Annotated in this window: 17 protein-coding genes; 10 read left to right on the top strand and 7 right to left on the bottom strand. The window is 62.0% G+C overall.

Features of this window, described 5'->3' with window-relative positions; genetic code table 11:
• The first annotated feature begins 80 nt into the window (after positions 1-80).
• The gene (locus CV013_RS14425; protein ID WP_102156405.1) at positions 81-1115 is read left to right on the top strand and encodes an aldo/keto reductase; all 1035 of its coding nucleotides are present in this window, start codon (positions 81-83) and stop codon (positions 1113-1115) included.
• Between the two features lie 14 nt (positions 1116-1129).
• Positions 1130-2311 (top strand): MFS transporter, encoded by a 1182-nt coding sequence (locus tag CV013_RS14420; protein WP_102156404.1) that lies wholly within the window; start codon positions 1130-1132, stop codon positions 2309-2311.
• 174 nt (positions 2312-2485) lie between these two features.
• Here CV013_RS14420 and CV013_RS14415 read toward each other — a convergent pair whose 3' ends face one another.
• Positions 2486-3244, bottom strand: coding sequence for a type 1 glutamine amidotransferase domain-containing protein (locus tag CV013_RS14415; RefSeq protein WP_102156403.1), 759 nt, complete (start codon positions 3242-3244; stop codon positions 2486-2488).
• A gap of 106 nt (positions 3245-3350) precedes the next feature.
• Positions 3351-4124, bottom strand: a complete 774-nt coding sequence (locus CV013_RS14410) for an SDR family oxidoreductase (protein WP_102156402.1) — start codon at positions 4122-4124, stop codon at positions 3351-3353.
• A gap of 136 nt (positions 4125-4260) precedes the next feature.
• On the opposite strand from CV013_RS14410, the gene CV013_RS14405 reads away from it, so the two are divergent.
• Positions 4261-5163: a LysR family transcriptional regulator gene (locus CV013_RS14405; RefSeq protein WP_102156401.1), complete on the top strand. Its 903-nt coding sequence runs from the start codon at positions 4261-4263 to the stop codon at positions 5161-5163.
• 275 nt (positions 5164-5438) lie between these two features.
• On the opposite strand, the gene CV013_RS14400 is transcribed toward CV013_RS14405, so the two are convergent.
• Entirely contained in the window at positions 5439-6215 is a 777-nt protein-coding gene (locus CV013_RS14400; protein ID WP_102156400.1) for an anti-sigma factor family protein, read from the bottom strand.
• On the bottom strand, positions 6212-6751 hold the full coding sequence (locus tag CV013_RS14395) for a sigma-70 family RNA polymerase sigma factor (protein ID WP_102156399.1): 540 nt from the start codon (positions 6749-6751) through the stop codon (positions 6212-6214). The genes CV013_RS14400 and CV013_RS14395 overlap by 4 nt, the downstream gene beginning before the upstream one ends.
• 118 nt (positions 6752-6869) lie before the next feature.
• Between CV013_RS14395 and CV013_RS14390 the strand changes: the two genes are divergently transcribed.
• The 7 genes from CV013_RS14390 (at position 6870) to CV013_RS14355 (ending at position 14783) form a co-directional block, all read left to right on the top strand.
• Positions 6870-7943, top strand: a complete 1074-nt coding sequence (locus CV013_RS14390; protein WP_102156398.1) for a catalase family peroxidase — start codon at positions 6870-6872, stop codon at positions 7941-7943.
• On the top strand, positions 7940-8545 hold the full coding sequence (locus CV013_RS14385) for a cytochrome b (RefSeq protein ID WP_102156397.1): 606 nt from the start codon (positions 7940-7942) through the stop codon (positions 8543-8545). The genes CV013_RS14390 and CV013_RS14385 overlap by 4 nt, the downstream gene beginning before the upstream one ends.
• A gap of 362 nt (positions 8546-8907) precedes the next feature.
• Positions 8908-9837, top strand: a complete 930-nt coding sequence (locus CV013_RS14375) for an SDR family NAD(P)-dependent oxidoreductase (RefSeq protein WP_223805405.1) — start codon at positions 8908-8910, stop codon at positions 9835-9837.
• Between the two features lie 366 nt (positions 9838-10203).
• A complete protein-coding gene (locus tag CV013_RS14370) occupies positions 10204-11520 on the top strand; it encodes a hypothetical protein (protein ID WP_123640028.1) in 1317 nt (438 codons plus the stop codon).
• A 321-nt stretch (positions 11521-11841) separates the two neighbouring features.
• Positions 11842-13065, top strand: a complete 1224-nt coding sequence (locus CV013_RS14365) for a phospholipase D family protein (protein ID WP_102156394.1) — start codon at positions 11842-11844, stop codon at positions 13063-13065.
• Complete coding sequence (locus CV013_RS14360) at positions 13062-13580, top strand: hypothetical protein (RefSeq protein ID WP_123640027.1); 519 nt, start codon at positions 13062-13064, stop codon at positions 13578-13580. The genes CV013_RS14365 and CV013_RS14360 overlap by 4 nt, the downstream gene beginning before the upstream one ends.
• Before the next feature lie 291 nt (positions 13581-13871).
• A complete protein-coding gene (locus tag CV013_RS14355; RefSeq protein ID WP_102156392.1) occupies positions 13872-14783 on the top strand; it encodes a DUF6615 family protein in 912 nt (303 codons plus the stop codon).
• A 12-nt stretch (positions 14784-14795) separates the two neighbouring features.
• Here CV013_RS14355 and CV013_RS14350 read toward each other — a convergent pair whose 3' ends face one another.
• The 3 genes from CV013_RS14350 to rlxS form a co-directional block, all read right to left on the bottom strand.
• Positions 14796-15746, bottom strand: a complete 951-nt coding sequence (locus tag CV013_RS14350) for an HNH endonuclease (RefSeq protein WP_102156391.1) — start codon at positions 15744-15746, stop codon at positions 14796-14798.
• Positions 15743-17692 carry a hypothetical protein gene (locus tag CV013_RS14345; RefSeq protein WP_123640026.1) on the bottom strand — a complete coding sequence of 650 codons (1950 nt, stop codon included), beginning with the start codon at positions 17690-17692 and terminating at the stop codon, positions 15743-15745. The genes CV013_RS14350 and CV013_RS14345 overlap by 4 nt, the downstream gene beginning before the upstream one ends.
• A 478-nt stretch (positions 17693-18170) precedes the next feature.
• Complete coding sequence (gene rlxS / locus CV013_RS14340) at positions 18171-20138, bottom strand: relaxase/mobilization nuclease RlxS (RefSeq protein WP_102156389.1); 1968 nt, start codon at positions 20136-20138, stop codon at positions 18171-18173.
• Between the last annotated feature and the right edge of the window lie 322 nt (positions 20139-20460).

Genomic DNA, 20460 nt, shown 5'->3' with positions numbered 1-20460 from the left:
TCCTTGGCTCGGACACCCACTACAATAGCCGGTCTTCGCCGTCCATCTATGCGTTGAAATCGCAATCAAAGGGATCGGTCATGGATTATCGCCAAGTTGGACGTTCGGGCTTACGTGTGCCCGCCTTGAGTTTCGGCGCGGGAACCTTCGGCGGCAAGGGGCCGCTGTTTAGCGCCTGGGGACAGAGCGACGCTGCCGAGGCACGGCGCCTGATCGATATCTGCCTCGATGCAGGCATAACCCTGTTCGACACGGCCGACGTCTATTCCAATGGCGCGTCGGAAGAGGTGCTGGGCGCCGCGATCAAGGGCCGGCGCGACGCGGTTCTGATCTCCACCAAGACCGGCCTGCCGATGGGTGATGGGCCGCAGGACTGGGGTACATCCCGTGCGAGGTTGATCCACGCGGTAGAGGCCTCCCTACGCCGCCTGGGGACGGACCATATCGACTTGCTGCAGCTCCATGCGTTCGATGCGCACACACCGGTGGAAGAGGTGATGGCCACGCTCGACATGCTGATCGCGGCTGGCAAGCTGCGCTATGCAGGCGTCTCCAACTATCCGGGCTGGCAGGTCATGAAAGCCCAGGCCGCGGCGGATCGCCATGGCTGGCCGCGTCTGGTCGCGCATCAGGTTTATTATTCGCTGATCGGGCGCGCCTATGAGTGGGATCTGATGCCGCTCGCCGCCGATCAGGGCATCGGAGCGCTGGTGTGGAGCCCACTTGGCTGGGGACGGCTGACGGGCAAGGTCGGGCGCGGCCGGCCGATCCCGCCGGGCAGCCGCTTGCATGAGACGGAACAGTTCGCGCCCCCTGTCGCGGAAGATCATCTCTATCGCGTGATCGACGCCCTGGAAGCAGTAGCTGCCGAAACAGGAAGGTCCGTGCCGCAAATCGCGATCAACTGGCTGCTGGGGCGGCCGACCGTATCCTCCGTCATCATCGGCGCGCGCAACGAGGCGCAGCTGCGCGACAATCTGAGGGCGATCGGCTGGACCCTGACCTCTGAGCAGAATGCCATGCTCGACGCGGCAAGCGCCGTCATGCCGCCTTATCCGCATACACCCTATCGTCAGCAGGACGACTTCGCCCTGCTCAATCCCTCCATGGTCTGACCGGAGTGAACCCCTTGAAACTGAATCCTGGCCTCGTTGCCCTTTCGATCGGCGCGTTCGGCATCGGCGTGACCGAGTTTGCCCCGATGGGTCTGCTACCGGTCATCGCCGGCGATCTCAGCGTGTCGATCCCGACCGCCGGTCTGCTCATCAGTACCTATGCGCTCGGCGTGATGCTCGGCGCGCCGCTGATGACCCTGACCACTGGCCGGGTGCCGCGCCGCACGCTGCTCATCGCGCTTGCCGGCATCTTCACCCTTGGCAACCTGCTGGCCGCGATCTCGACCGGATATGGAATGCTGCTGGCGGCCAGACTCGTCACGTCGCTCAACCACGGCGCCTTCTTCGGCGTAGGGTCGATCGTCGCCGCCAGCCTGGTGCCGTCGGAACGCAAGGCTGGCGCTGTCGCCGCGATGTTCATGGGGCTGACCATTGCCAATGTCGTCGGCGTGCCGCTTGCAACCTGGGCAGGCGAGCAGCTGGGCTGGCGGATGTCGTTCTGGGGAATTGCCGGACTGGGCGTTGCGACCATGGCGGCGCTGCGGCTGACCCTGCCCGCAATGCCCGCCCCCGAAGGCGGCAGCGCCCTTGCCGAACTGCGCGTGCTGAAGCGCGGTTCCGTGCTCGCCGCACTGGCGCTCACTGTCATCGGATCGAGCGCGATGTTCACCGTGTTCACCTATATTGCGCCGATCCTGCGCGCGGAAACGCATGCCTCGCTTGGCTTCGTGACGGCGATGCTCGTGACCTATGGTGTCGGATTGACGGTAGGCAACTGGCTGGGCGGGATCTTCGCGGACCGTTCGGTCAATCGCACATTGATGGTGACGCTCGCCGGGCTGGCGCTGGTTCTCGTCGCTTTCGCCGCCCTGATGCCTTTCGCTGCGCCCACCGCAATCCTGATCTTCCTATGGGGCGTCGCCAGCTTCGCGCTCGTTCCGCCGCTCCAAGTCCGTGTAATGACCGCTGCAGCCGATGCGCCCAATCTGGCTGCGGCCGTCAATATCGGCGCATTCAACCTCGGCAACGCGATCGGCGCCGCGATTGGTGGCAGCGTGATCGCGGCGGGGCTCGGTTACCGCGCCGTCGCGCTGGCGGGAGCCGTAGCCGCTGCCATCGGCCTCGCCGCCGTCATGGCCGCAGTCTGGACATCCCGATGCTCCCAGCATCCGCGACGGGAGCTTTGCGATGCTTGAGCGAATGAAGGGAATGTCCAAAGATTGGCGTGCAACGCTAACATAGCGGTCATTCGGGGCATCAATTGATCGCTCTGATACCTGCCATTCATTCAGCGGCGTTTTACGTAATCCAACCCCCTCTGGCAGCCCTCATGAGCAAGCATCAGCAAGCTCGTCGCCACCAAGCCATAGTCAATATTCGTCGAGCGCCTCCAGGACGAGGTCAGCGGTCAGCGCGCTACTATATTGCTGCTGGCCGGTGATGAGGCGGCCATCACGAATTGCGAAGGGTTCATTTGCATTGCGGCAGAGGAAGCTGGTGCCTGCGATGCCGGCTGCCTCGCTTTCAATGGTATAGTCGTTGAGCGTAATGCCGAAGGCAGCATTGACCTCATTCTCCTCTTCGTCGGTGAAGCCGGTCCATTTCTTGCCTTCGGCAAGCAACTTGCCGTTGGAGAGGCGGGTCCACAAAAGCAGCGACGAGCCGTGGCAGATCATAGTCACGATCTTGCCTTTCTCATAGAAGGCCGCGATCAACGTATGCAGCGCGGTGTCATCCTTGAAGGTGAGAAGCGGACCGCCGCCACCGGCTACCCACACCGCGTCATAATCATCCACATTCACCACGCTGATCGGCAGCGTGTCCTTCAGCATCGCACCGAACTTAGCGTGATGGACGAAGCCAAGGCTGATGAGATCGTCGGCATAGGCGCCGTCCGGGGTGCGCGGATCGCTATGGGTATCGAACATCACTTCACCGCCTTGTGGCGAAGCGAGATCCACGCGATGCCCGGCTTCCGTGAACATCAGGAAAGCCCGTGTCATCTCCTCCGCAAAGAAGCCGACCGGGAAACCTTTCAGTTCCGTGGTATTCGACACGATGGAGAGGATACGGCGGGGCTTGCGGCGCACGCCGATGCGGGTTTCGATTTTCAAATCAGATGCGGGCATGGCGTTCAATCCTTGTCTTCCAGGCCTGAGGCCGCGGCTGTTGGGACATCTTCTTTCCCGATGAAAGAAGGGCGGCCCGCTATGCCGGCGAGCCGCCTCGCTGTCGTCATTTCGTGGTGTAGCCACCGTTCACGAGAATGGTCTGTCCGGTCATCCACCAGCCGTCCGATACCATGAAGCGGATATAGGGTACGATATCCTCGATGTCGGTCAGCCCGGTCTTTGAGAAAGCGGACAGGGCGGCGGCGGTCTTGTGATAGGCGACCGCATCTTCGCCCTCGGCCGGATAGAAGAACGGCGTGTCCATCGGGCCCGGCCCGATCGCCGTCACCGAAATCCCCCGTTCGCCGAACTCCTTCGAGGCGGCCCGCGTGAAATGCTCGACCGGTGCCTTGGTCCCGGCGTAACTCGAATAGAAGGGCGTGTAGGCGCCAAGCAGCGAGGTGACGATCGTCACCAGCTTACCATTGTCGTTCAGATGCCGTCCCGCTTCCTTGATGAAGAAGAAGGCGGACTTGGCGTTGACCGCGCTCATCTCGTCATATTCAGCTTCGGAGATTTCGAGGATCGGCTTCTTCAGCACCTTGCCCACGGTGTTGATGGCGATATCGGGCCGTCCGATGGCAGCGACTGCATCGGCGAACAGCTTCTCGATCGCACCCGCACTGGTCAGATCGCCTTGCAGGGCAACGGCTTCGGCACCGGCTGCCCGGACCGCTGCCACCGTCTCCTCGGCTTCTGTCTTCGAAGCGGGGCTGTTATAGTGGATGGCGATCGCCTTCGCGCCATGGGCGGCGAGATCGCGCGCAATCAATCCACCAAGATTCTTGCCTCCGCCGGCGATGATGACGGTTTTGCCCTGAATGCTGTGATCGGTCATTAAGCGGGTTCCTTTGCCGGAAGGCGACCGCTGCGTCGGTCGCTGTCGTCAAAGATCATAACGCCTGCTATTGAACGATAAAGACGACCATTCTGACATCACCTGTCAGAAATGGCGCACAATTGAGGACTCCCAGTTGGACCGCATCGACCTGTTCCGCATTTTCACCCGGGTTGTCGAATGTTCGAACTTCACGCGCGCCGCAGACACGCTTGGCATGCCGCGTTCTTCCGTGTCGGCGGCGGTGCAGGAATTGGAACGGCGCGTAGGCGCGCGACTTCTACATCGCACCACGCGCAAGGTCGCGCCGACGCAGGATGGTGCCGCCTTCTATGAGCGTTGTCAGAGCGTGATCGCAGAGGTCGAGAGCGCGGAAAACCTATTCCGGCATACGGCTGCGCAACCATCGGGCAGGTTGCGTGTCGATGTTCCGGGACGGATCGGGCGGCTGATCATCGCCCCGGCATTGCCTGCATTTCTCGATCTCTATCCGCAGATCGACATTGATCTTGGTGTCACCGATCGCGCGGTCAATCTGGTGGAGGACAGCGTTGATTGTGTCGTGCGTGTGGGGCCTCTCACCGATTCCGGTCTGATTGCGCGCCCGATCGGCAAGCTGCGCCTCATCAATGTCGCCAGTCCCGCCTATCTGGAACGTCATGGAACGCCCAGCCTGCCGGGCGAGCTCGAAAACCACTGGGCCGTCAATTACGCTTCCCCTTCCAACGGCCGGGTTGAGGACTGGGAGTGGGTTGAACATGGCATCCTGCGTACTATGCCCCTGCGCGGCCGCGTGACGGTGAACAGCGCAGAGGCCTATATCGCCTGCTGCCTTGCGGGTATGGGGCTGATCCAGATTCCTGCGTATGATGTGCGGCCCCATCTCGCAGGCGGCGAACTGATCGAGGTCATGCCCGGCTATCTTGCGGAGCCCATGCCAATGACACTGCTATACCCGCACAGACAACATCTCTCGCCACGACTACAGGTCTTCACGGACTGGCTTGAAACGCTGCTCATGCAACACATGCTGGTTTAGTCGTCGAGGTTCGCCAACATAGCCGACATTCAAAGGTCGAAGCTGGACCGTTGAAAGCGGTCTTCCATTCATCGCAAGGCCAATGCACCGGAATGACGCGGTCTGGGACGAAGCCGGCGTTCCCAAGCGATGGATCGAACGGCAGGCTTTGTCGGGAGCAGACATACAGCCGTTGCCAGACAGGCATTGCAGGACGACAGGAAGCGGGCCGATTGCAATCCATGCGGCTTTCACAAAGGATGACGCGAAAGCGGACGGTCAAGCTGCGCGCGAGATCAGGCTCGACGGAACTGTGCCCTTGCCATATCAGCGGTGCTGTGCAGGCGATCGGCTGGCATCTCGCCGAACACGCCGAAGCCGAGTCCGTCATCGGCCCAGGTCCAGCCCCTGACGGCACCTTCCTCGCGCCAGGTCATGCGATCGGTGCCTTGGACGCGCATGGGCCGGAGATATAGGGCCACGCTCGCACCGGATGCATCGCGATAGAGATATAATCCAGCGGGGCCGAAATTGGTCGCGATCAGCCGCCCGCCGATCAGATCGAATCCCGCGGCGCGAAGATCAGGCGCCTTCACCGGCCGCGACAGGCGTCGTGAGAACCAGCGGTCGAGTTCAAGCTGGCCGGTCGCCGCGATCTCCACCGGACGGGCGGCGTCGCCAGCGTAAACGGCATAGCTAGCCGCCGCTTCACGCGCCAGCGCGGCGGTGCCGACGATTGGCGGTGCGGCGCGGTCGCGCAGCATCCAGCCCGATCCGCCGCCGACGACAAAGGCCAGCATGATGCTCGCAGCGACGGTCATGCCGCGCGCGGAGAGCCAGTGCGGCCGGCGATGCCGGCGCAAGTTGAGGTCGAGTTCCGCGGGCAGTGGCTCCCCGGCGATCGGCGCGAGTGCCGCGCGCAATGCGTCGCGCTCGCTGCGATAGGCGCCGATCCGCTCCGCCTCCTCGGGACGCGCGGCGAGCCAGGCCGTCACAGCGGTTTCGCGATCACGCGGCAAACGGCCGTCGACGTAATGCTGGAGTTCGGTCTCTGTCACAGGTGCGTCAGTCATGATACGATCCTCAGCGCAGGGGCGCGGTGCGGTTCCTCCGCGATCATCGCCCGCAGGCGTTCGCGCGCCCGCGAGAGTCGCGACATCACCGTGCCCAACGGGATATCGAGCACCGCCGCCGCCTCGGCGTAGCTTAGATCCTCTACGCCGATCAGCAGCAGGACGCTGCGGTGCTCGTCGGGCAGGCGCGACACCAGCGACAGAATATCGCCCGTGTGCACCGCCGTCTCCTGGCCGGGCGGGATCGCCAGCAGCGATTCGGGTACGGCATCGATCGGCTGGGCCGCACCGCGCCGTGCGCGTCGCCGCAACTGATCCATGGCGAGGTTATGCAGGATCGCGAACAGCCACGCGCGGGTACCGGCTGCCTCCCGCCGCTGGTGCCAACGCCCCATCGCGCGCTCCAGCACATCCTGCACGAGATCGTCGGCATCGGCACGATCGCGCAGCAGCGCGCGCGCATAGCGGCGCAATGCCGGAATCAGCGGCTGCACGGCGGCGATCAGGTCGGCATTGGGCTGCACCGGTGCTATCATAACGACATGGACGATTTGGGCCCGCTATTATTCCATGCGAATAATATTTTGTGGTGCGGGGAATAAATCAGCGGCCGGCGCAGTCTGGCACTTATTCTCCACTGGATCGGAACCTTGGATGCCATCGGATAAACGCTTCATCATAGCACCGATCGCGCTGATCAGCGCGATCGTCCTGCTGCTCGTCGTCGGCTTCGCCTGGGCGGCGGGGTGGATCGGCGGGCGGCGCATCAACGGCGGCGATGTCATCGCCGCGCTCGACTATAATGGCGGCAAGCATCCCGGCTACCGGCGGGCGCACGCCAAGGGTCTGTGCCTGAGGGGCACGTTCGACGCCAACGGAGCGGGCGCGGCGCTTTCCTCCGCGCAGGCGCTGGCGCGCGGGCGCTATCCGGTGATCGGCCGCTTCTCGATCGCCGGAGGCAATCCGCTGGCGACCGACGGACGCAATGTGTTCCACTCGATGGCGCTGATCCTTAAGACGCCCGACGGCCAGCAATGGCGGATGGCGATGGACCACACGCCGATCTTCCCGGTCGCCGATGTCGCGTCGTTCATTGCGCTCCAGCGCGCGACGCGGCCCGCGCCCGGGACTGGCAAGCCCGATCCGGCGGTGATGAAGCTGTTTTTGGCCGCCCATCCCGAGGTCAAGGCGTTCCAGGACTATATGGCGAAGGCAGTCCTGCCCGACAGCTTCGCCAACGCGACCTATTACAGCATCAACGCCTTCCGTTTCACCGGCCGCGACGGCACCAGTCTGGTCCGCTGGCAGTTCGTGCCCGAGGCGCCGCTCGCCGGCCTGGACAAGAAAGCGCTCGACCGATTGCCACGCGACTGGCTGTTCCGGGAAATGGAGGCACGGACAGCAAAGAGACCCTCGCGCTGGCACCTGCGACTAGTGGTCGCCAATCCCGGCGACGTAACCGACAAGGCGACGGTGGCGTGGACCGGGACGCACCGCACGATCGACGCCGGAACGCTGACGGTGGCGGCGGTGGAGCCCGAGGAGGCCGGCGCCTGTCGCGACCTCAATTTCGATCCGACGATCCTGCCAGCCGGCATCGGCCTGTCCGACGATCCGCTGCTCCCCGCGCGATCGAAGACCTATTCCTCATCCTTCACGCGCCGCGCCGGCGAAGGCCCGGGGCCCAGTGCAATCGGCAAGGACCTGCATGGGGAGACGGTACGATGACTTGTCGGCCTACCGACTTTCACCCCGCGCTGCGGGTTGTGCACTGGCTGATGGCGGCGATGGTGCTGGCGATGCTGTTCATCGGCGTCGGGATGGTTTCCACCACTGGGCCGCTCTACCTGGTGCTACTGGCGCTGCACCGGCCGGTGGGCATCGCGATCCTGATGCTGGTACTGATCCGACTGCCGTTGCGGCTCGCGACTGGGGCGCCGACGCTCCCCGCCGACCTGCCCATGCTCCAGCAACGCATCGCGAAGGGCACGCACGTGCTGCTCTATGCCGCAATGCTGGGTCTGCCGCTGATCGGCTGGGCGATGCTGTCGGCCGGCGGCTATCCGGTCGCGCTGACCAAGGGGATCGCGCTGCCGCCAATCCTGCCGCACGACCTCGCGCTCTATGCGCTGTTGCGGGAAGCGCACACGGTCGTTGCCCTGCTGTTCTTCGCGCTCATCCTCGTGCACTTTGTCGCCGCGCTGATGCACGGGCTGATCCGCAGGGATGGCGTGCTGAGGAGCATGACAGTAGGGCATGCGAAGCCTGCAGTAGGCCCACCTACGCCGACAGAGAAATATTCTACTACACCCGCCGCCGATGACGATTGAGAAGCTTCGCATCTTCGTTGCCATAGCCGAGCAGCAGCACGTCGCCCAGGCCGCGGACGCGCGAACCGCCAGCCGAGCGACAGGCCGTGTCGAAAGCCGACGTTTGAGCCCCGTGCCTGATTGACCCTACGTGGGTTGCGAGCTGCCATCCTAGGCGCATTGATTGCCTCGACGGCTGCCGCCAACATGTCGGGCATTCGATAACAAAATCAACCTGCCCAATTTTTGCCATTCGTTCATTCGTAGCGTTGCCACTGCAACTGGATCCGATTGCGGAATGAAAGGCGGTAATCCGATAATGGGCAATCGCGGTTTTCTTGTCAGTTTCCTCCCCTCCCAATCTAACCAAAGGAGAAATCAACATGGGTAAGTTGAACGATAAAATTGTCGTGGTGACGGGCTCAGTTTCGGCGATTCCGGGATATGATTCCATCGGATCGGCAACGGTTCGCGAAGCCTTGGCCGAAGGGGCTGCAGGAGTCGTTATTTCCGACATCAACGACGAACTGGGCGAAGCTTTCACCAAGAGCCTGAACGAGCAATACGGTGCCGGGCGCGCGCTTTATGTCCACACTGACGTAACCGACCCGAAAGACGTCGAAAAGCTATTTGAGATCACCGAAAAGACCTACGGACGCGTGGATGCCGTGATGGCCAATGCCGGCGTGGCGACGGCGGAGGATTTCGACAAGGATCCCGAAGCGGTCCTGAAATCCCATAAGTTCATTCAGAGCATCAACGAAGACGGGGTTTTCCATACCGCTCTCTACGGCTCGCGCCTGATGATCAAGCACGGAACGAAGGGCTCCATCGTGCTGGTATCCAGCATTCACGGTGTCGCCGGTCGTCCGAAGGTCGTGAACCCGGACACGGGCGAAGTGCTGATCGATCGCTTCAACCTGATTCAATACACGATGGGAAAACATGGCGTCGTCGGTCTGTCGAAGGCCTTGGCCCTGCAGATGGCGGAATATGGCATTCGCGTGAACACGGTGAACCCGGGCTACATCATGACGCCGCTGTTCCAGGCGGCGGTCAATGCCGACCAGACCGCGCTGGCAAAGGAGAAGACACTGGCGACGGATGCCTTCGACTTCACCCAGCTCGCGGCGCTACACCCGCTCTGCAACGACCCGGTGGAACATGCCGATATCGTTCCGCGCGGCAAGTTCGGCGGTCGCATGGGCGTTCCGGTCGAAATTGCCAAACCCGCAGTTTTCCTGATGTCGGACGAGTCTTCCTTCGTCACTGGCCAGAAGCTGGTCATTGATGGGGGTTATACGGCAAGCTGACCATATACTTGGGAGGGGATGCGTTGCGCGTGTCTCCTCCCGCCAACGTAGCGGTCGTTCCTGCGCAAAACCCTGATCGTCCAAAACTGCCTTCCGTTCATGATACCGCTTTTTCGGGCAATCTGCGCCGTCAGGAGGTCGAAAGTCCTTTTGCCTCTCGAAATGGGCTGCGGACTCCCGCGTCGCCCACGCTGTTGATGTACCCTGGATATTCTGATCCTTGAAACGAGGGTCAGCAATTCTCTTCGCTGCTAGCCAATTCCATCGTCCTGCCTTGCTGCATGGCGCGAAGTGGTGCCACATCCGTTCATGACCGACAGAATCGACGTTAGCAGCTACGACCGTGTATTCGCGCTCGATACCCAAATGGTGTTCGAAGCGCGCCCCTTGGCTCAGCTGGATTGGTCATCGCTTTCACAGGGACCGATCTTACTGGTCATATTGCCGCAGGTGAGTGCCGAAGTCGACGCGCGCAAACGCGATGGCCGCCTTGGTCAGCGTGCCCGTGACCTCAACCGATTGCTTGAACCTTCGATCGAAAATGGAGGGACAACACTACTTGTCGAACAGCCGGTGCGTGTCGACATTGCGTATGTAGCAGCCGGCCCGATCAATTGGGCAGGCCTGGACGACCTCGAGCGCGATAGCGGCGACGACCGTATCGTTGCGCAGGCACTTCACGCCTTGGTTGACGATGTCGCGCGGGTGGAGGTGATGAGCTTCGATAGTCGCCCGCGCGCGACAGCACGTCGCCATGGGGTGAAGGCAATCAAGCCTGACGAAAGCTGGCTTCTCGCTTCCGAACCCTCGCCAACCGACCGGCGGGTGGCGGAGTTGGAACAGCGCATCCGGCTGCTCCAGACCAATGAGCCCCAACTTCGCGTGGCAATCCGGATGCTCTGCGATAGCCCGATAAGCCGCTACCATCTGCAGGCATTGCCCCCTGCGACGATTGAGCCGGTCACGCGAATGATACTCGCGAAGCATCCGCGGCAGAATACTGGGGGTTTCATGGTGCCGGGGTTACGGGAGAACCGGCATTATCATGAGGACTACGATGCCTATGCCGCAGGGCTACAGACGGTCGACATCCCCAACCTCCACCTCGGGGCCGCTCGGTTCTTCTCACAGTATGGCTTCGAGGTGACCATCGAAAACTCGGGCGTGGTCGCTGCCGAGCATGTTACCGTCGAGTTTCGTTCGGGCAACGCAGTGCTGCACGACGGCCCCTATTGGGTCGATGTGTTCGGACCGCCGCCACCGTCAACCGAAAGTGATTTCCTCACTAACATCCCACGGCTTTCCAATCATCTCGCTCGAACGGATCGCGCGAGTTTCGAACTGGAGGAGGCGGAAGATCCGGACATCCAGATAGAGTATCGGTGCCAGGACTTCCGCCACGGGCGATTGCAGGCGCTGACAGCTGTCATTGAGCCGGTCGAACGAACCGGCCAGGCGGCCCACATCGAAATTCGTGTGACCGCAAGCAACATGCGTGGCGAGGTCGTCGAGCGGCTCATCGTGCCAGTCACTGACGTCGAGCGAAACCTTGGCGACCTGATCGATCTAGATGATCTGCAGTTCCGCGAAGCGCCCCCGGTTTGGGATCTACTTGTTCCCATTATCGAGGAGGATGAGGACGAGCTTACGCGGTTTCGCAACGACGGCAGCCATCGGGAATGATTGACAACGGTGGCGCTGAGGCAAGTGCGATAGCCGCTATCGCGGTTGCGCATTCCATGCATGACGCAAGCCGCCGACTTTGCAGACATTCGGTGATCCTGATCGTCATCCTAAACCTGTGCTTCTTTCATGAAGTGGGCCTTTGGCTTAAGCGCCCGTCGTTCAGCGTTCTCACTCTCCATTCGAGCCATGCTGGATAGTGGTTATTGGGATAGGCAGACACCTCCGAAATGAAATCATGCTGGATCTCCCAGACGCTATGCGCGGCTTGTCATGCTCGCTATGCCTATCGGTAAGCTAAGGCAGCGGAATGGGCGAGGCATGCAAATATCTTTGGTGGACGCATTATCGACGGCGCGCCAAATCTCCGCGCTGATTCGCAAGCATGACAGTATTTCGATTGCGGTCGCCTGGGGTGGCATTACTCCGGTTGCAGAGATCTTGCTTGCGAACAGTGAGAAATTTGAATCGATCCTTCTCGGCGTCGACTTTTCAGCGACCGAGGCCGATTTCATCGATCGTCTCGTCGATGTTCCTAACGCCTACGTAGCGAAGAACCGCCCAGGCTGCTTCCACCCCAAGATATTCTACTTCGAGTCCGGCGCGAAGGCTGAAGCCGTCATCGGTAGCTCCAACTTCACCAAAGGCGGGCTCGGCAACAACTTTGAAGCCGGCGTTCACGCCAAGGGCGCTGCTGACCATCCCTTTTTCGCGCAGGTTCGCGAGCAGCTTAAAGCTTACGCAAACCTTCGCTTACCTATCACGCAGGACCTTGCGAGGAGCTACAGGCGCCAAGCTAGAGCTGCAGCGAGCAAGCCGAGGCCGATGCACCCTATACTACCGGACGAACGTAAAACCTGGAACCGCGTAAACTCGGCGCTGGCAACGATGGAATGGTCCAAATTCGTTGAGCTCGCGCGGATCGATCGCTTTCATGATTTTACGAAACGCATGAAGCTCATGCGTGCGATCCAGGCAATCTTTTCCCGCACGCCATCATTCGCGAAAGTCACTGTCGCCGAGGCGAAGGGCATTGCAGGTGTCCTTGGAAAAAGCGAGGCCGAGGAGGAAGGCCTCGACGGCCTCGACTGGGGATGGTTCGGTTCGATGGGGGGCGCGGGCACTTTTGCCGAGCTGATTGGTCTTGAGGATGGCGCCCTTGCTGCCGCACTCGATGCCATCCCGCGGCGTGGCGATGTTACCGAGGCCGACTTTGATGATTATGTTGCTGCCTTCACAGCGGCGTTCTCGAATTCATCACGAACGGCGCGGCTTGCGCCGGCAACCCGGCTCCTCGCAATGAAGCGCCCCGATTTTTTCGTTTGTGTGAACGGCGGCAACACGCCGGGCCTTGCCGAAGCTTTGTCTTTCGCGCCGACCACCATCAAGCTCGAAAATTATTGGGGGCGGGTGATTGAACCAATTCGCCAGGCACCTTGGTACACTTCCTCGCGTCCGACGGGTAGGAATATGGAACTTTGGGATGCGCGCGTCGCCATGCTTGATGCCATCTACTACAGGCCCACGACCAAGGGAGACTCTTGATGAACGCTGCATCCGAGGCGGAAAGCAGGCTTTGGAATTGGTCTGGCTGCTTTGCAGACCTCGCCCCAGCGGATCAGCGCGCCGTCGCCCAGCTCGTCAAGGCAGGGCGCGCGATTGAAGGCACCGTCGATGAGATTCTGCAAAGGCTCCGGCGTACGCGGATGGTCACCATGATAAGGGAAGGCGAAAACGGTCGCGTCGCCGGCGTTGCCGCCCTCAAGGAACCATCGCGCAATTACCGACTGAACAAGTTCGCCGATGCAGGGGTTGCAATCGCAGGTTTCGAAAACGCCCCGGAGCTCGGCTACGTCGTGATCCATGCAGATCGGCGCGGGCAGAAACTCTCGGGTGGCCTCGTCGAACTGATCGCGCAGCAGCTTAGCGAGCCGACCTTCGCGACGACCGATAGCAATACGATGCGCAACAACCTCACGCGATCCGGTTTCATTCGTGTCGGTCAAGACTGGCAGGGCCACAAGGGAGCGCTTTCACTCTGGGTGTTCCCGCCGCGCTGATCCGGCAAATTGCCGTGGGGGTAGGACCGACCTGACCCGTCGGCCCTTCAGGTCGATCACCCGATCAATCAGTCATCAGCGGCTTTGCAGCTGAGTAACGACGAACCATCGATCGCTGCAGCTGCGAACTGCATTCCAGAAACTTAGCGCTGGACGTTAGTTTCGCGCCAACCCATCATCCCGATCATGGAAACCAAGACGCTTCTGACGCCCGGCCATCTCGTCGACAGGCCCGATCACGACCGGCTGGCGGCCCGGTTCGAGTTTTATCAGGCGGCGAACTGAGGCGGGATGGCGATCGCGCCAATCTTCGAGTCGTCCTGCGATCTCGCCGACCGCTTGCCCGTGATGATCGCGGAATTTCTCGACATCGAGCAGAAGCTAAAACGCCGCTTTCGCGAAGACAGCGTCACCGACATCCTCGCGGCTTCGCTGCTATCGTTGCCCGGCAACGGCGTCGTGGTTCTGACACCGCCGGAATCGAAGACTGGCGGGGACTTCGATCTGCTGGTTGTCGATCCGCTATCAGGCGATGCCGTCCAGTTTCGCATCCAGGCCAAGCGGCTCACGCCGCACAAGCATGACTGGGAGATCGGCTCCTATACTGAACTTGCCCATCCGCATAACAGCGGCGTGCAATCGCAGACGCTGCTGCGCGGCCTGGGCAAGGAAGCGATCACTACCATACCGCTCTACGCCTTCTACAATCCGGCGCATGTCTGCACCGCATCGGGCGGCACTGTCTCTGGTATCGAGCTCGCCAGTGGCTGGGAAATCCGCGAGCGGATCAAGGCGATAGTCAAGGTGAAGCCCAAGCGCCTCCCGTACAAGCGTATCGGCTCGCTCCAGCCACTGTTCTTTCCGCTCTCGACCATCCTGTGTGCGCCTGCCACCACGCACCGTGCCTCCGATATTCCAACCCCGGCGGATGCACGCCAGGCGGTGGTGGACGCGATCGAAGCGCGATCGGGCCTTGCCGGTTTCGGCCAGACGCTGGCGCTCCCCGAGGTGACAGTGAAGGCGCTCCCGCGCGAGAGCGCAACAGCAGACGGGGAGGTGCGGCATAGACGGCGGCCCGCGTCGCGCAGCGAAGACCGGCGCGACGGGCTGCCAGCGATCATCCGCAGCGCCGTCGAACGTCGCGGTGAGCGCATCATCACCGCAAGAGTCAAACGGCCAAAGGTGCTGCTGATCGCGGACTGACCGCGCGACTGTTCAGGGTCTGGTTTGCCGCCAATGCGGTTTCGCGAACGGCCGGTCATCCCAATCGTCGGGGAGATCGAACAACTGATCGTCCTCATCCGCGATCGGCGTCTCGGCACGCCAGGCAAAGCCGTTGGTGGTATCGCCCCAAGCGAAATCTATCTGTTCCTTGGGAAGCGCAGCGACAAACGCGTCGCGTTCCTCGGCGGGACCGTAAAGGCCGAAGACCCGATACCGCCCGTTCCACTCGACCGCCCAGCTCGCCAGTTCGCTGTCGGGCTTGCGTCGCATCTCATGCCGAAAATAGCCGTCGGCCAAGATGGCCGTGCAGACCGGCTCCCAGCTTCGGGTTGCTGCCACAAAGGCCGTTATCCTCTGGTTGCCCCAATCCTCTTTGGTCAGATGGCCAAGCGTCAGAAACTCGCCAGGCTCCAGCCATTTCCCGTGCCCACGCTCGACGTCGAATGAGCGGAAATGGGTGAAACCCTGCACATGATAGTAAGCGAGTCGGGCAACCCTCTGCTCCTCGAGCGTTGGCATTGCGACGCCGCTATAGGTCATCGAGACACCGCCGCCGATCGGAATGCTGGCGTCAATCTTTTTGTAGCTCTGCGCCGCGAGTCGCCGTGTTGCCGGGCTGAACGCACCCTTGGATTTGCGAGCAACGGTCCGCCGCAGGCGCTCGTCGTCTCGTACATATTCACCGCGTGTGTCCGGGAGCATAGTGATGATCGAGATATCATCCTCAAGCGCAGCCTTGCGGTCGTTACACGGCCGGCAGCTTTTCACCTGAAGGAAGAAGCCGGTCGCCAATGTGCCCTCGGGCACGAAGCGCCGTCCGACGACATGGTCTTGCGTCGAGGTTTTCCGCTCCAGTTCGGCGCCGCAATAAGCGCATTTGCGATTGGGCAAGCTGACCGGCTTGTCGGGATCGAAGGCTTCTCTGAGATCCACATCGGTCATTGCAGCACATTCTCGCCATCATCGGGTAGCTGAAAATTGGGGGACGCGGGAGCGAACGTCGGAACATCTTCGAGAATATCGATGCCCGGCAGCAGGAGCGGCGCCAGCGGCCGATCGGATACGACACAGCGGATGTCGTCGCCCTCGGGCCAGCAATAGATGCCAAGGCTCCAGAACAGGCGTTCAACATGGCGACTGAGCGTAGTCACGACCGCAAGGTCGATCGCGCCATCTTCGCCATAGCTCGCCGCGAGATCGCGCCCGAACAGCGCAAGCCAATGGTCGAGCCCGGACGGTGCCAACCTTGCCGCCAGATCGTCGCCGGCAAAGGGCTGATCAGGCGCCAAACCATCACGATGGCCCAGCCAGTCAGCGACATGGTTGAGCGCGGCCGAGACGCATTCGAGTGCGATCAGCGAAGCTTCGCCGACATCACTATCATCTGCCATGCGCGCGCGAGCGGCTCCAATTTCGTTCCGCGCGAAATCGAGACTGGTGATGACCAGGTCGGCATAGTTCTCGCCCTGATCCGGATCGACAAAGGCGGCTTGTTTCGCGCTCCAATAGCCATTGGGAGCATGCGCAACGGCGAGGTGCAGCTCGCGGCCCATTGCATCGGGTGTGAACGGCGGAACATCGGCATAGCGCGTGCCATGGGCGATCCCGGCCAGCATCTTGATCAGCAGGTGCAGGCTCGATGCGCGCAGGTCCGCATCGTCCGAGGTCCAGGCAGCGGCGATCCCAGCCGCCAGCACGAGATGCGACTTGGGCTTGCCATCGCGGACCACGGTCACCGGCTTGGCGACGCCGATGCCATATCCAAGGGCACCGCTGGCCACCGGCGGCAGATCGGGGTCGCCGCGATCGAGCTTCGCTAGCGCATCGCCATAATCGGCCGCGATGGTGACACCATCGAGATCGTGGAGCGGGATGTCGCGCGATAGCGCCCCAACCACGCTCTGGAGGATAGCGGCATATTCCTGCGCCAGCACATCGTCGCCGAAATCATGCAACGTGACGCGGTAGGAAAAGTCCGCCAGCGCAAACGTTCGTGGCTGCGCCCGCGGGAGGTCGGTTCCGTCGTGATCACGTCGCGCCGCTTCCGCGTCATGTACGGACTCGGCAATCGATGCCGCCAGCGCCTGCGCCGGACCGCTGCCGATCGTGGCGCTCAGGCCTTCAGCATCGAACTCGCTTGCGGCGACGAAGAAGCCCTGACAACTCGCTGCCGCCTGCGCATTATAGGTCGTCAGATCGACGTCAGTCGCAGTGTCGCGCCGGCCGACCAGAATACGGTCATGCGCCACCGGCAACAGGATCAGCTCGGCATCAGCGGCCGTCGTGAACAGAAGCGGCGCCAGTGAATGTCCGGTCTCGCGTGCGAGCGCCACGGCGTCGGGCAGGATCAAGTCAACCCCGGCCTCGATGGTCCAGTGAAAGCCGGTGAGAGCCTTGACCCAGCCATGATCGTCGAGCGGCTTGGCGACGATCGCATTGTGACTGTCGCGCACTCGGCTCGCGAGATCCTTGAACAACGTGGGGAACATCGGCGTGAGCGTGGCGGCCGCTTGCGCAGCCAGTTCGCTGCCGCGTTCGCGCACGAAGAAGGACAGCAATCGTTCGCTGAGCGGCGCTGGAAATCCTGTCGGCACGAGATCTTGGGCGGTGCTACTGATGGCCTCCGTCACAGCGGAGGCTAACATCGGGCTGTCGATCCCCATCATAGCGCCGAGGCGCATCGGATCGGTGAAGAGGGTCTCGATCTCGTTTGTGATGCCGTCGATCCCGTGCTCGATCGTTTGGCGCAGATGCGCAGTGCGCATGACCAGATGGACGGTGATCCGTGCGGCCAGGCCCGGCTCGATCGAGGTGCCGGGTGGCGTTGTGCGCAGGATCGCGACATCCTTGCCCAAGTCCTGTTCGAACGCGGTGATCGCGTCGTCCAACGTAAGTTCGCCCGGCGCCCCCTTACGCGAATAGAACCAGTCTTCAGTGCCTACATCCTTGATGCCGACCAGCCGCGCAGCTCCGCCAGCACGGTGCAACCAGATACGCTCGCCATCCAGCTCAGCGAGAAATCCGCGTTGTAGAAGCCGCGGCACATAATGTTGTCTTTTCCCCGCCATCGCTCGCTCACTTGAGTGGATTTCCAAACAATGTAGATGGCATCATCCGGTCATCAACATCTGAAATCTCGTCACTCTTTGGCATTCAAAGAGTGCAAGTCGATCGTTTGCGTAGTCGAGAAAGTGATGGCATCCAGAGAAACTGGCCGTCCGCGTCTGGTCATCGAAGGCTGATCACTGAATAGCCGGCAAGTCTCGCAAGCCGACCCACAATTTCGCCGCTTGGGATGTCCGCTATCTCAATAGGCCCTCCTGAAACCTGCCGTTCCGGATCGTCCGCAAGTCCAGCCATTCTACATCAAGAAATCGATGGCCCGCGCTGACGGCCGATGGTCCAGTTGATGCTGTCGCCGCGCATGATGCCCGACACCTGCTTGTCCAGATGACGCTCCAACACCGGCCGCCAAGGAACCAGCGTAAACTCCCGGCTCTTTTCGATCAGCGCATGGCGTCCCGAAGCCAGCTCCACCGGGCGGCGATACACGCCCTCGATGCGCTCGCCCGGTCTGGCTTCGGTATAGTCGAGGCCCAGTTCGTCCGATAGCTGCCCGGCAACGCGGTTCATTTCACGCCGTCGGAGCGTGGCGAGAAGGTTCGCGCGGTAGATCACGCGGCCCTGTTCCTCTTGGGCCATACCCCGCTCGATCAGCCATTGGCGGCGCTGAACCAGTGCCGCACGCGCGTCCCTCCCGAACCCGGCATCGCGCAGCGGTTCAGGAGCGGCGGCGACAAGCTCCCGGTCCAGCCAAGTTGCGCCATCTGTTGCGACCTGCCGGTCGAGCGGGATCGCGGACAGCGTATCGACGATCACCGGGGCAGCCCTCGCCCGATGTGCTTCGAACGCCGCTGCCCGTTCGACATGGTCGGGCGCGATGCTCCATGTCCCGTCCACATCACGCTCAACGCTTTGCATCGCCCGGCGCATCGCTTCCAGACGCCGCACATGGGTTTCGGCGAAAGTCTGGGTGGCCGTGGGATCGTGACGCAAATGGATGTCCACGCTGTAGTGCCCGTCGTTGGCCGCCGCAATCTCCGCAACAGTACGATCGACGGCGCGGGCCTCGGTCGGTTTCGGAGCGATCCGGACGATGGCATTGTCAGGAATGACGCCGGTCGCATCATCCTTGCCGATATCAACATAATGACTGCGGCCATCGGTGCCGTCGACGATCAGATAGTGGCGGTCATTCGCCTCGTCGGACAGGCCGCGCTCGACAAGGCGTCCAACGATAGGCGTCATATCCGCAGGTTCGGCTATCGCATAGTCGGCCGCCGCGCGCTCAAGGCCATGTTCGGTGAAGGCGCGCTGCATGGTCCGGATGATGTCGCCGCGCTCACCCATGCGGCGAAGCGTATCGTCCATGCCTTCGGCAAGCTGCCAGCGCCCCGGTTCGACCTCGTCGGCAAGGCCGAGATGCCCAAGCTTCTGCAGTCGGCCCGCACGCAAGGATTGGTGAAAAGGATCGCGATCAGTCACGGCCACGATGCGGTCGTCGTCCATGCTGCGCAGCAAACGCCGGTCGATGCTGGTCAACCGCTCCTGCTCGATCTCATGGGCCAGGCGGTTTTCGATTTCGATATCGGTACGCGGTCCAAGATCCAGCGAGACCAGTTCGGCGGCACGTTCGCGAAGGCCCTGTGTCAGATATTCGCGACCGATAACGAGATCCCGGCCCTGCTCGTCCTTGCCGCGGATAACGATATGGGTATGGGGATGGCCCGTGTTGAAATGATCGACCGCGACCCAGTCGAGCTTCGTGCCCAAGTCCTGCTCCATCTGCGCCATCAGCCGGCGCGTGAGGGGCTTCAGGTCGTCATATTGTTCGCCGTCCTCTGGCGAGACGATGAACCGGAACTGGTGACGATCGCCCGTCTGTCGCTCGATAAATGCCTTGCCGTCCACCCGATCGCTCTCGGCCGAGTAGAGCTGACCGCGTTCACCATCGCGGGTGACGCCGTCGCGCTGGATGTACCGCAGATGCGCGCGAGCCGCGCCCAGCCCATTGGCCTTGTCGAACCGGACGATCCGCGACTTCACCATGACGCGGCGGTGGCGCCAGGTGGCGAACCGGTCGCGGCTCGCAAGCTGCCGGCCCGCGACATTGCCGCGCGCGATGCGGCTGCCGGTAAAGGCGCGGGTGATGCGGCGTGCTCCGCCCGCCAAGGTGCGCGCCTGAAGCACCCGCTGAAGATAGGTGCGCGCTTTCCTGCCACCGGCATTGCGCGGCTTGCCAAGCCTGGGTGTAAAATCGTCGTCGTCGCTCATCGCAGCGGCTCGCGTGATGCAGAAATGATGGTAGAATGCGAAGGCTGCGCCAGGAGCCCCGACCACTTCAACGAGTCTCGCTCGACCGCCCGTGAAATCAAAGGTTTAGCCGTACCCTGTCTCGCCGCACCTGCCACCTGTCTCGTGAAAAAACGATGTGCAGACAATAGCTTGGGCTCACTTGAGAGACCGAGCTTTAATCTTGCACTCCCGCGCCCCTCCCCCTCAGAATGCCCGAATCCACGCAATTCCGCCCTTCGCAGCCACCCGGAAAGCCAAAGCGATCTCCCGGCGACACCGCCCCCGCCTTCATAGCGGACGA

Source organism: Tsuneonella flava, assembly GCF_002870965.1.
Lineage (GTDB): Bacteria > Pseudomonadota > Alphaproteobacteria > Sphingomonadales > Sphingomonadaceae > Tsuneonella > Tsuneonella flava.
Note: the sequence above shows the minus strand (reverse complement) of the source record. Positions and strands in the feature narration are given on the sequence as shown.